This is a genomic window from Faecalibacterium sp. i21-0019-B1, assembly GCF_042852915.1.
In the GTDB taxonomy this organism is placed as follows: Bacteria; Bacillota; Clostridia; order Oscillospirales; family Ruminococcaceae; genus Faecalibacterium; species Faecalibacterium taiwanense.
This window is the reverse complement of the sequence record NZ_AP031425.1, coordinates 1,634,005-1,646,955: the sequence shown is the minus strand read 5'-3', so window position 1 is coordinate 1,646,955 and position 12,951 is coordinate 1,634,005. Positions and strand designations below refer to the sequence as shown.

Sequence of the window (12,951 nt, the reverse complement as noted above, 5' to 3'; positions counted from 1 at the left end):
ATAAAAATGTCGAATACAACCAACTTTTGAAAAGGAGCGTGATGCCATTGACCCAACCGAAAACCGATCTCGCCTATCTCCGCAGCGAGAAAGCCAAAGCAGAACAGCAGCTGCGCTACTACCAGCACCGGGAGAAAATTCTGGAACACCAGATACCGGAGCTGACCCGCAAGGCCCGTGTGCATCGGCTGTGTACCCGTGCCGGAATGCTGGAAAGTTTTCTGATTGCGCCGGAAGAACTCACCAACGATCAGGTGATGGAGCTGCTGAAAATCTCGTTCCGCCAGCCTGAAGTCGTGCTGGCACTTGCAAAGATGGTGCATGATGTTCACGAACGCAGCAACGTCCAAAAACCTTTAGAATAAAGGGCGCAATTATACACCGTTCCGGTGAAATTGCGGTCTTGCAGACGGCTCGATGAAATCGAAGCTGGAGTTTGTGCGCCAGCCCGATTCCATCCCAAGGAAAACTGCATTTTCCTTGCGCTGCTTTGCAGCTATCCTTTTGCGGCTCCCGCCTGAGATCGAAGCGCATGGCACTCCGTTCTAAGGCGGCGAGCAAAACCGAATACAATTCCAGACCGTTCACCAAGAGCAATCTTGCTGGGCGGTCTTTTTGTTTGGGGGTGATGCCTATTCCGTGTCCGCATTTCAAAATTACCATCGTCAAGCGCAGCCAAGGGCAGTCCGCTGTTGCCGGGGCCGCTTACCAAAGCGGCGAACGGCTGTTCAGCGAGTACGACCAGAGAACAAAATTCTACAACAAGAAGAAAGAGCTTGTCCACGCTGAGATCATGCTGCCATCCTATGCGCCGCCCGGATATGCAGACCGGGCGACCCTCTGGAACGCCGTAGAAGCTGTGGAGAACCAGTGGAACTCCCAGCTTGCCCGGCGCATCGTGCTGGCGTTCCCGGTGGAGGTGCCGAAGGAGCAGTATTTGTCCATGATAAAAGAGTTTTGTCAGGAGCAGTTTGTTTCCAAAGGGATGATTGCCGACTTTGCCATCCACGACAAGGGAGATGGAAACCCACACGCTCACATTCTGCTGACGCTCCGGGCAATAGATGAACACGGCAAGTGGCTCCCGAAAGCCAGAAAGGTGTACGACCTTGACGAGAACGGTGAGCGCATCCGGCTCGCTTCCGGCAACTGGAAGTGCCACAAGGAAAACACGGTGGACTGGAACGACCAGAAGTATGCCGAGGTCTGGCGGCATGGCTGGGAGACCATTACCAACCGCTATTTGGAAGCGGCTGGCCGCCCGGAACGTGTTGACCTGCGCTCCTTTGAGCGACAGGGCATCCAGCAGATACCGACCGTGCATCTCGGTCCCGCCGCACACCAGATGGAAAAGCGTGGAGTGGAAACTTTTCTCGGCAACCTGAACCGGGATATTCGCGCCGCCAATAGCCTGATGCAGTCCATCCGCAGTGCGATTCGTGGGCTGCAACGCTGGATCGCAGACCTGAATGAAAAGAAGCAGATTCTTTTGGATGCACTGGAACAAGCCAAGGAGCCAATGCTGTCCGACCTGCTGGTGGATTACTTCAACCTCCGCAACGAGCAGCGCAGCGATTGGTCTGGCAAGGCAAAACTGAAATGCACTGTCCGAGACTTTGAGGAAGTCAAACGGGCGGTGGACTATCTGAAAGCCCATTCTCTGAACACCATCGAGGATCTGGATACCGCAATTTCTAACCTGAACCAGACCGCCGCCCCTCTCCGTAGGCAGTTGAAGCAGAACGAAAACCGTATGCGGGCAATCGCCCAGATCAAGGATGCTGCCGCCGCCCATGCCAAGCTGAAGCCCATCCACGACACCTTTATCAAGAAGAACTTCAAGTTGACCAAGGACGCTTATGCCGCCCAGCACAAAGAGGAGCTGGACACCTTTAATAAAGCTGTCCGCACTCTGATGAAACTGAACGGCAGCACAGCGGTAGATTTTTCGGCATTGGATGCCGAATTTTCTGCGCTGCAATCCGGCAGCGCAGAACTGCGTACCAAACTGGAAACCTTGCAGCCGGATGTCTCTGCCCTGAAAAATATCCGCAAGTATATCGACATGGTGCTGAATAAGCAGCAGCTTTCCACACCGGGCGGCAAGCCCCCGGAGAAGGAATCGGTGCTGAAACAGCTGGAGCAGCTTCAGCAGAAAAAGTCCAACTACAAAACGATTTCTACCACCCCAAACCGCGAAGAATCGCTCTAAACGATCTTTCTGTCACCGATATGCCGTTGCAATCAGTGGCAGAAGTACATAATTCATTTGTTTTTTGCTGGCTTTTGGCTATTCTCGCTGGCTAGTGAGTAGAGGCGTACTTTTAAGGCAGAAATTTTCTCCAACACCCCCCATTTTAGGCCACTTTTTCTGTTAATAGTAGAAGCGCCTCTTTGAAAGCCGGTCATTTGTGACCTTTTTGTTAATTCTCAAAAAGATGGTTGTCTTTGGGCTGTTTTCGTTGCCTACCTATTGAGAGGATTTTTTCAAAAGCGGAGATTTGGTCTCAAGAATTACAATTCAATTACAAGTTTCTCACCAATGCTACGAAACAGGCGTTCTCGATGCCTACCAAGTGTAGGGCATCTTTTTCAAGACCATTCTCGGACTATTATGACGTTTTGTTTACAAAATTGCTTGCAATGCTACGAAATGGCCTTTTTCATCGGCTACCAAGTAGAAGGATGTTTTTCGTCCGTCAAAGTCCAGAAATCTTCCATATGTTCCTTGACAAGTGAATAGTTCAATCGTCCGGTACTTCACAAAAGGTACTTCTGTAACTCGCAGCCCGGTCATAACGAAGACGGGGTGGCTGAAATGCCAATGGTGCGGTGCAAGCCCGCCGCCGGACGATTCCCCACTCCTAGGGAAGTCGAGGACCAATATGGGAGACCTTAACTTATTAACGCAGTTGAGCACTTGTTTCGTGCTTTTCTGCGACTGGAGAATTGGAACCCTCCAATTCTCGTTACATACTCTTTGTTCCTGATTTCTGCTTCAGCTGGAGGTGATCAACATTTCAGAATATCTTACCACGCAAACTCCGCTGCCGCCGTTTCTCCCATACCCACGCTTCCTTTTGGAACTTGACCTGAGTCAGACTGCAAAAATGACTTATGTGTTGCTACTCGACCGTGCCACACTCTCGCAGAAAAATCTCTGGATAGATGAACGTGGATTCGTGTTTGTCATTTTTACGATTTGCTCTTTGGCTGAGCAGCTAGGGCGCAGCACTGTCAGTGTTTCCAGTGCGCTTAAGGAATTGGACGCTGCGGGATTGATTGAGCGCAGACGAACGCGGTTTTCTTCGCCCAATCACATCTTTGTGAAAATTCCAAATGTTGAATAGTTCTGCGTTTTTCACGATTCAAGAACCGCCAAAATCACGATTCTGTGATGCAGATTCTTAATGGCATCTGCAAAAGATATTTTTCCTATGCAGTATAGCAGCCTTTAAGACTGTATCGAAGAAAACTTTCACCTAACCAACGTAATAAAACAAAAAGAGAAAAACGAATAGAATCCATCCATTCCTTTCCGTATTTGCACCACATGAATGAGGAGGTCTGCCCTTGAACAAAGAAAAATCTGAGAAGAAGCCCACCACACGCAAACGTGCGCCGAGAAGTCCGAAGTCCGTGCGCCTGATCGTGGAACGCCATTATATCGGCAATGTGCCGATGAATACGCTTTTTCAGCGGCTTGTGGAAGAAGAAATTCGTAAAACTGCCGAATCGTATCTCGCCGCTGGCTAATTGGACGTTTTACTGCGGAAAAGGGCTTGCATCATCACGCAGCATCCGCTACAATGTGATTGATGAGGTCTCTTTTCCATTATGGAGGTACACATGGAAAAGGACAAAAAAGTAACTGCTTTATACTGCCGACTGTCAAAAGATGACGGTTCAAACAGCGAAAGCCTGAGCATCCGCACTCAAAAGTCAATGCTTATGGAGTATGCCACACGCAACGGTTTCGGGAATTGCCAGTACTATGTTGATGATGGTTACAGCGGTACGAACTCTGACCGCCCTGCCTTTCAGGAACTTCTGGATGATATCCGGGAAGGAAAGGTGGCAACAGTCATTACCAAAGACCAGTCCCGACTTGGACGCAACCACATCGAAACCGGAACGTATATGGAAATCTTCTTTCCTGAACACGGTGTCCGCTATATTGCAATCAACGATGGTTATGATTCCAACGAGCAATCTCAGATGGATATTGCCCCGTTCCGAAACATCATCAATGAAATGTACGCCAAAGACACTTCCCGAAAGATCAAGAGTGCCCTTCGGACACGCAAGAAAAGTGGAAAGTATATCTCCAGCGGCGCACCGTTTGGCTACCAGAAAGACCCTGCCGACCACAATCACCTTGTGATCGACCCGAACACCGCCCCCGTTGTTGAGTATATCTATTCAATGGCAGAGGAAGGGCTGGGGCTTCACCGCATCGCCAAGCGGCTCCACGATGAAAAAGTCTTGAAGCCGTGTTACTACAAGAAAGAGATGTTTGGCCGCTTTATTGATGATGAAAAGATGTATGATTGGGACAGTGCCTATATCAGTCAGGTTCTGCACAGCCCAGTCTACGCCGGACACATCATCTACGAAGCCAAGCCCACCGTGTCCATGAAATCCAAAAAGCGGCGTTATATTCCGTTTGAAGAACGCGCTATCGTTCCGAATACACATGAAGCAATCATCCCACAAGACCGTTGGGAGAACGTGCAGCGAATCCTTTACAGCCGTTCCAGTAGTTTTATGTGCGATAAGACCGACTACGACAATATCTTCAAAGGCATCGTCCGCTGTGCAGACTGCGGCAGAACGATGTTAGTCAAGGTCGAGCACAGGCGCAAACGTAACAGTGTTCTGGATCAGACCTTTTATTGTTGCAGCACTTATCGGAAATATGGTGCGAAAGCCTGTGACTCGCATAATTTGGAAGCCCGTGTTCTGCATGAAGCTGTCTTTGCGGACATTCAGGCACACGCAAAGGCCGCTGTGAGCAATCGGGAAGCCCTTGTGAAGAAGATTGCAAATCAGATGCACCTCCGGGTGTCCTCTGACCGGGCGCAGCACAAACGGGATTTGAAGCAGTGTAAAGCACGAATCGCAGAAATCGAAGACCTGTATGCAAAACTTTATGAGGACGTATCAAAGGGACTTCTCCCGGAGAAACGTTTTCAAATGCTTGCAGATCGCTACGACAAAGAACAGGCTGAACTGACCGAGAAGATTGAGCAGTACGAGCGGGAAGGCCGTGCTGAACACGATCAGCTGGACAAGATTCAGGATTTTATTGATGAAGTCAGCAAGTACGCTGGTATCACCGAACTGAACTATAAGATTCTGCATCAGCTGATTGACAAGATTCTGGTATCCAGAGCGGAAAAGGTCGATGGCGAATACGTCCAGAAAATCCAGATTTTCTACCGCTTTATCGGCCCATTGGATGCCATCGAGTAACAAAGTCAGAAAAGTCACCTCCGAGAACTATCCTACAGACACGGGGTGTGAAGGTGAGCCGGACGGCCATTGAAGGACTGGCCAGCCGCTGGGCAAAGGCGAACGGCAGTAAGGCGGACCGGGCCAAGCTTGCGAGGGAGACCGAGGTACTGGTGGACTACCTGAAAGCCGACGGTGCGGACATGGAAAAAGCCAATGCGCTGGCCGAAACGCTGGCGGGAGAAATTCTGGACGGGGCAGTTTACCGCAACAGTGAGCTGTGGGACGAATACCCGGAACTGCACAAGCTGGAATATACCGTGAACAGAAGCGGACAGGCAAAGGCAGAACTGGTGAAAGCATACGGCAGCTGGAGTGAAGCAGTGGCCGAAGCGCGCAGGCACGGCGTGACCTTGCGGCAGACCGAAAGCGTGCGGGACGGCAACCCGGCACAGCAGTACGAAAGCGTGATCAACGACAACCGCGCTGTGGACGGCACCAGCGACGGCGCAAAGGCATTGTGGAAAGCTGCAGCGCAGCAGGCGGGTGTGGATGGTGCAATGAGCATGGAAAGCACCGAGTGGCTGAATGTGCTGATGAACCTGCACGATGCCATCAAGCCTGCGACTATGAGCCGGTTTGCAGACGATGCAGAGTATGAGGATGCAAAGATCGAACTGGCGGGCAGGATCATCGGTGACATTATGGCAACACCGGAGATGACTGACGCGCAGGCTATCTTTGAGGGCATCCAGCGACACAATATGGATGTGGCAAGAGCCGCAGCAGGCAGCAAAGAACGTGCTGCAGAGGTGGCAAAGGAACTGCGCGGCGTACAGAAAGCACAGCAGCGGGAGTTTGGCCGCAGAATGCAGGAAAACCGGCGCACTGCAAACCAGAACGCCGAAGTGCAGCAGATGACCGAACTGCAGCGGCAGAACGCAAGAGCAGAAAAGCTGCTGGACCAGAACCTTGAAACCTTTGGTGTGGATGTTTCCAATGTGGGCAACCTGAACGAAAAGCTGACAGTGCTGCGGGAAAGCTATGAGCGGGAAATGAAGCAGGAAGTGAAACGCCTGAAGGCCGAGCGGCAGGAAATGCTGGATGAAGCAAAGCTGTGGTATCGGGAACGCATGGGAGAACTGCGGGAGGAAAATGCAGATCTGAGTATGCGGCTACGGGAAGAGCAGCGGCGCGCGGACAAGGCAGAATACAGCCTGATCGTGCAGGAAAATGAGATCATGGAATGGGAGGCGGATAACGAACGTAAGCGGGCCGCATGGGAGCAGAAACAGGCGCAGCGGAATGCCCTGGCCATTGAAACGGCGCGCCAACAGCGGGACGAAGACATTGCCGTTGCGAAGGCAGTAGCGGAAAAGCGAGTGCAGCGGGCACGGGATGCACGGAAGATGGATGAGCTGAAACGCAGCATCCGGCAGAACGCGGCACAGCTGAACCAGATGCTGTTGCGGCCCAGCAAGGACAAGTATGTACAGCCGGGGCTGATCGATGCGGCAGCACAGGTGGCAAAGCTGGCGGACATGACCATTCTGAACGAACGGGCCGTGAACCAGCTGACGAGGCTGCAGGACCGGATCCGTCAGAGTGCGGGCAGCGAGAACAGCCCAAACGCCATGACCGAAGAATGGAAGCAGACCGGCGTGGATACCCTGATCCAGACGCTGCGGGACAACCTGCAGACGACAAAGGACGCAAAGCTGACCAAACTGCACGAGCAGCTGGCCGAGGCAGAAGCTTTACCGGACAGCGAGAAAGCATGGGCACTGCAGGAACGGCTGCGCAAACGCATCAAGGAGACGGAGAACCGCACCTATCTGCCCATGACGGTGGATCAGATGCGGATGCTGAAGGCTATTACCAGCTCGACGCTGCATGTGATCCGCAATGCAAACAAGACGGTGAGTCTTGCAAAGGCTGAAGAAGTGAGCACAATCGCAGAAGGCGCAGCCAGCGAGGTGAATGCCAGCAAGGGCAATCACCCCGGCGGAAAGCTGGACGGCGTGCACAATCTGCTGACAAAGTATCAGTTGGATATGCTGGGCGCGGAGCGGGTGTTCCGTATGCTGGGCGGCTACGCGAAGAACGGCCAGATGGAAAAGATGGCCCAAATGCTGAACGACGGCCAGTACCGGCAGACGAAGATCACCGTGGAAGGCGAAAAGCTGTTTGCCAACGTGACCGGAAAAGAACACGTGAAGGAAATGCAGAACTTTGCAGGCCCGGGCGCAGACCTTGTGGACGTGGGCCTGACCGATGTGAAGGGAAAGAAAGCCAGGCTGACCCATGCACAGCTGTGCAGTTTGTACATGCACCTGCACAACACCGACAGCCTGAACCACCTGATGAACGGCGGACTTGTGATTCCGGATGCAAAGCTGTACAACAAGGGCGACATTGAGCAGGCTTACCAGAAGGGACAGGCCGTGCATCTGGGAATGCTGAAGAATGCAGACGGGACACCGACGGCAGATAGCATTTTGCAGACAGTGGAAGCAGCCATGACCGACTACGACCGGGCATGGTGCCGGATCATGAAGGAATTCTTCGGCAGCTACACCACAAAGCTCATCAACGAGACGAGCCTGCAGCTAGTGGGCTACCAGAGGGCAACCGTGAAAAACTACTACCCCATTGCGGTGGATAAATCGGTGCTGGCGACCCAGATCGACGGCCTGAATCTGGACGCGACCATTGAGGGACGCGGTTTCCTGAAGAACCGCGTGAAGAGCGGACAGCCCATTTTGCTGGAAGAATGCGCAAATGTGGTGCAGCGCAGCCTGCGGGACACGGCGGCGTATGCGGGCCTGGCCGCGCCCATCCGGGACGTGCAGAAGATCCTGAACAGCGGCGTGGAGACGCGGGAAGGGCTTGCAAACCTGAAGAACGGCATCATCAAGGAACAGTGGGGCAAGGATGCGGTGAGCTACATCGATGACCTGCTGACCGACCTGCAGACTACCCAGCGCAAGCGGCCCAGCACCTTTAACAAAGTACTGGGAAACCTGCGCGGAAACTATGCAGGCGCAGTGCTGACGCTGAACCCGGGCGTTGCCATTGCGCAGGCGGCAAGCCTGCCCACAGCAGCGGCCGTACTGGGCGGCGACACCATGGCGGCAGTGGTACCCTTTGTGAAAAACCTTTCGCCCAAGGCGCGGACAGCGCTGGAAACGGAGATCAAAGAACACGGAGACGTGCTGCTGGACTGGCGCAAGCGCGGCAGCCAGAACGGCGAGCTTGCCAGCATTGGAAAGCAGGAAACATTGGCGGAAAAGGGCATGGACAAGCTGCCGAACTGGCTGACCGGCTGGATCAACGGGATGGACGAAGTGACGGTAGCAGCCCTGTGGGAAGGCAGCAAGCGATACGTGCAGCACCACACGGCCGAGTTTGAAGGCGCGGAGGTGACAGGCAGCCCGGCCTATTGGGAAGCGGTGAACCGCACCTATCAGAAGGTGATCGAGCAGACACAGCCCAACTACACCGTGATGCAGCGGGCGGGCATTCAGCGCAACCCTAACGAAATGCTGAAGCAGCTGACCATGTTCACCACCCAACGCTTCCAGAACTACGGCGTTTTGACGGATGCCATTGGCGATTACAGGGCACAGGCGGAACGCTACCGGCAGAACCAGAGCGATGAAAACAAAGCAGAATTGCAGAGGGCAAAAACACAGCGAAACCGGGCTGTTGTGAGCCAGGCGGCACAGACGGCGGTGTTTGCGATCATGAAGATCGGCGCAGATTTCCTTTTGCACCGGTGGGACCGGGAGCAGGACGAAAACGGCGATGTGACCGTGAAGAGCATGTGGAAACGGTTTGCAAGCCTGTACACAGAAAGTTTTGCGGGAAACTTTTTGTACGGAAGTGAGTTATACAGCCTGATCGACAATGCTGTGAACGGCAAGGATTACGACGTGCTGAGTGCAGCAAGCATCAGCGTGGTGAATGATCTGGCCGGAGATGTGCAGAAGTTTTTTGCGGAGTTCCGGAAAGACACCAGTGAAATGGACGAAGAACAGCTGCAAAAGCACCACAATAAGCTGATGCAGCGCAGCATGACGCTGCTGGAGGACAGCTTTGAAGTGGCGGGTGTACCCTACGGCAATGGACGGAAGATTGTAGAAGCGGTAAAGGGCTACTATGGTGACCTTGAAAATCTTGCGCACGGAGGACAGTTCAGCTTTAATTCTGTGCCCCAAAGCGCCACCGGCCAGTATGACCGGCTGTACAACGCCTATGCCGGCGGCGACAGCGACGAAGCAAAGGCCGCAGTGGAGAAGCTGAACGCTATGGTGGAAGCGGGAACCATTGCGGAAAACAAAATGTACAGCCAGCTGAAGAGCCGCCTTGTAAAGTACGACGTGCGGGTGCGGCAGGCTGCTGAAGAGCAGAATGCAGGAAACGACCAGAAGCGGTACGAGCTGGAAAACGAGATGATCGAACAGCTGAGCGAAGTGCTGGGCCTGCCGAAGGGAAAGCGCGGGGATGTGGTGGACTGCGTGACCGGTGCGGTAAACCAGCTGGCCGAAAAGCAGCTGAAGGGCGATAACGCCAGCGTGACGGACGACCTTGTGGAAGCGGTGGACAGCTGGGATGCAGGTGCTGTGCAGGAAGAATATGACAGGCTGGCGAAGGCGGGCAAGAGCGCGACGACACTTAAAAGCAAGATCACCGAGACAGCAAAGCCGGAGTACCTTGCGGGAAGCGATGCAGACCGGCAGCAGATGGAAAAAATGCTGTTGGCGCTCAAGGACGCAGACGGAGAAGAGCTGTACACGGAGAAAAACTTTGCCCAGTGGGTGGAGGAGGCAGAAAAGAAAGCGGAGGAAGGACCGAAACCGGACCCATATGCGGCAGTGAGGTAAGAAAAGAAAAATCCCCCGGCGCGATGAATTTCACGCCGGGGGATTTGTATATGTGGTTCTTTTGAAATGGAAAAGTTTGAAAAAAGTCCGCAGTGTTATTACGGACGTTTGTGTGATAGGCTGAGAAGGACGGAAGGAGGCAGCGGGATGCGGGTGAAAATTATTCGGAAAAACTTTGGCGGTGTGGAGTTTGGCCCGGAGATGCGGGTGCTGCATCTGGGCGGGCAGAGCAGCGCCAATGTGGAAAGGCTGAAGTTTGAGCTGCCGCAGGAGTGGGCCGGATGTGCCGTGACGCTGCACATCCAGCGGCAGGACGGCACACTGCCGACACCGATCCTGCTGGACGAGGAGTACAGCGCAGCGGTGGGCAAGGAATTTACCGCCAGCCCCTGCGGCAGCTGGATGCTGCTGGCTCTGGGTGAGGACGGATACCGGGCGCTGACCCGACCGGCCCGGTATGACTGCTATGAAACACTGAACACAGACGGCGATGCAGAGATCAGCCCGACGCAGTACGAGCTTTTTGTGGCGCGGGTGCTGGGATATGCGACCGGGGCACAGGAAAGCGCAAAGGAAGCGCGGAACGCGGCCGCAGCAGCAAAGCGGGACGCAGACACTGCAGCGACAGCCGGAGCGAACGCGGCAAGGGCGGCAAAAATGGCACAGAAAGCGGCGGGCAGCGCCCAAGGCGATGCGGAGCGGGCGCAGCGGGCTGCAGATCGTGCCGAGAATTTTGCGCCGCCCGAAGATGGCGCGGTGGTAAAGGTGAACGGCAAGGGCGGCGTTGTGACCCTGACGGCGGAGGATCTTGGTGCGGTGGGAGCGAACAGCGCGGGCTACGTGAAGAGCATTTCGCTGACAGACCGCACCCTGACGCTGACCTTCGGCGACGGAAGCACGAAGACCATGCAGACCAAGGACACCACGACACTGGAAAACATGACCGGCATCCTGCCCGCAGCACATGGCGGCACCGGAAAGAATACCCCGTTGACTGCGGACGACGTGGGTGCGGTGGAAAAGGAAAGCGGTGACTACCTGAAGAGTGCAGAGCTGCAAAACGGAGAACTGGTGCTGACCTTTGGCAGCGGCGACACCGTGCACTACACCCTCCCCGCCGCCACCACCACCACGCTGGGCGGTGTCAAGCTGAGTGACGACTTCACGGCAGATGCAGACGGCACGCTGCATCTGGCGGGCGGTACTGCCCCGGACCCTTACCCCGTGGGCAGCATCTACCAGAGCACCGCACGTACAAGCCCTGCCGCACTGTTCGGCGGTACATGGCAGGAGATTGCGCAGAACCGGGTACTGATGGGTGCTGGCAGCGGCCACGCAGCGGGCACCACCGTGGAGGCCGGACTGCCGAACATCACAGGCTCTTTTGTCGCGGATGTAAAAAAGGGTGAACATAAGGTATCTGGCGCATTCACTGCCGGCAGCGCGATCGCATCTACGGGCGAATACAGTAACTTTTCTGATGTATATAAGTTCAGTCTGGATGCGTCCAAGTCTAATGCCATCTACGGCCGCAGCGCCACCGTGCAGCCTGCCGCCTACTATGTGCACATCTGGCGGCGCGTGGCCTGAGAAAGGAGGTTTTGAACCATGAAGATCATTGACGAGAACGGTGCAGCCATTGAAAACCCTGACCTGACGCTTGGGTATCTGGTGGACGACACCGAACCAGTGGAGCACCCGGCTGTGGAAGGTGTAGAGGAAGTGAGCCACTACGAGACCGTAACGGAGTATCCCGGCGGCGGCAGGGATGTGCGGAAGGTCATCGACGTGCCGGGCGTGCCTGCGCAGGCCGCATGGACTGAGCAGATGCCAGTGCAGAGATACATCCGCTACACCGCCGAAGAGCTGGCCGCGCAGGAAGAAGAACGCAAAAAGGCCGAAGCACGGAAGAAGCTGCCGGAGCGCGTGGACGCGCTGGAAGCCGCAAACAACGATATTATTTTGATGATGGCTGATTTGATTGGAGGCTGATTTTTATGAAAACCCTGAACGCACTCAAACTTCGCATTATGACCCGCGCTTTCAAAATCCGCATTGCCGCCGGTGAAGTCTTTGAAGACATCGCCGCCGACTACCCGTCCCTGACCACGGACGATCTGGAAGCCATCAAGGCAGAATTGGAAAAATAAGCCCGTGGCTTGATCCTATGAAAGGACGTGATACATATGGCAATCAAGCAGTACAGTTTGAAGAATGATGGTGCAAAGCAGCTCTCTCCCGCGTTCCGTGTGCGGGAATTCCGCTGCCGCGACGGCACCGACACCATCCTCATTGACGAGGGTCTTGTGGTGCTGCTGCAGTGCATCCGGGAGCACTTCGGCAAGCCGGTGACCATCACCAGCGGCTACCGCACCGCCAGCCACAACACCAAGGTGGGCGGCTCCAGATCCAGCCAGCACCTGCTGGGCCGGGCCGCTGACATTCAGGTGCAGGACACCGACCCACTGGCTGTGGCCGCCTACGCCGAAAGCCTGATGCCCGGCTGGGGCGGCGTGGGCCGCTACCCGGTCAAGTCAGGCCGGGCAAAGGGCTGGGTGCATGTAGACACCCGCCCGAACAAGAGCCGGTGGACACTGTGAGGGGGGTGACG

Annotated in this window: 10 protein-coding genes; all 10 read left to right on the top strand. The window is 54.8% G+C overall.

The window, feature by feature from the left end:
- The first annotated feature begins 41 nt into the window (after positions 1–41).
- The 10 genes from ACGHP1_RS08295 to ACGHP1_RS08250 all read left to right on the top strand — a co-directional run bounded on the left by ACGHP1_RS08295 (position 42) and on the right by ACGHP1_RS08250 (position 12,940).
- Positions 42–365 (top strand): DUF3847 domain-containing protein, encoded by a 324-nt coding sequence (locus ACGHP1_RS08295; RefSeq protein ID WP_055191833.1) that lies wholly within the window; start codon positions 42–44, stop codon positions 363–365.
- Between the two features lie 269 nt (positions 366–634).
- Positions 635–2,212 carry a MobQ family relaxase gene (gene mobQ / locus ACGHP1_RS08290; RefSeq protein ID WP_044954172.1) on the top strand — a complete coding sequence of 526 codons (1,578 nt, stop codon included), beginning with the start codon at positions 635–637 and terminating at the stop codon, positions 2,210–2,212.
- 796 nt (positions 2,213–3,008) lie between these two features.
- A complete protein-coding gene (locus ACGHP1_RS08285) occupies positions 3,009–3,350 on the top strand; it encodes a replication initiator protein A (RefSeq protein WP_005924687.1) in 342 nt (113 codons plus the stop codon).
- Between the two features lie 223 nt (positions 3,351–3,573).
- On the top strand, positions 3,574–3,756 hold the full coding sequence (locus ACGHP1_RS08280; protein WP_005945116.1) for a hypothetical protein: 183 nt from the start codon (positions 3,574–3,576) through the stop codon (positions 3,754–3,756).
- An 81-nt stretch (positions 3,757–3,837) separates the two neighbouring features.
- Positions 3,838–5,475, top strand: coding sequence for a recombinase family protein (locus tag ACGHP1_RS08275; RefSeq protein ID WP_097773931.1), 1,638 nt, complete (start codon positions 3,838–3,840; stop codon positions 5,473–5,475).
- Between the two features lie 47 nt (positions 5,476–5,522).
- Positions 5,523–10,340, top strand: coding sequence for a hypothetical protein (locus tag ACGHP1_RS08270; protein ID WP_390508930.1), 4,818 nt, complete (start codon positions 5,523–5,525; stop codon positions 10,338–10,340).
- Between the two features lie 147 nt (positions 10,341–10,487).
- Complete coding sequence (locus tag ACGHP1_RS08265; protein WP_005941700.1) at positions 10,488–11,930, top strand: phage baseplate protein; 1,443 nt, start codon at positions 10,488–10,490, stop codon at positions 11,928–11,930.
- Positions 11,931–11,948: 18 nt separating this feature from the next.
- Positions 11,949–12,332: a hypothetical protein gene (locus ACGHP1_RS08260; protein WP_390508927.1), complete on the top strand. Its 384-nt coding sequence runs from the start codon at positions 11,949–11,951 to the stop codon at positions 12,330–12,332.
- 5 nt (positions 12,333–12,337) lie between these two features.
- Positions 12,338–12,490, top strand: coding sequence for a DUF433 domain-containing protein (locus tag ACGHP1_RS08255; protein WP_005937343.1), 153 nt, complete (start codon positions 12,338–12,340; stop codon positions 12,488–12,490).
- A 36-nt stretch (positions 12,491–12,526) separates the two neighbouring features.
- Positions 12,527–12,940, top strand: a complete 414-nt coding sequence (locus ACGHP1_RS08250; protein ID WP_154259918.1) for a D-Ala-D-Ala carboxypeptidase family metallohydrolase — start codon at positions 12,527–12,529, stop codon at positions 12,938–12,940.
- The last annotated feature ends 11 nt before the right edge of the window (positions 12,941–12,951 follow it).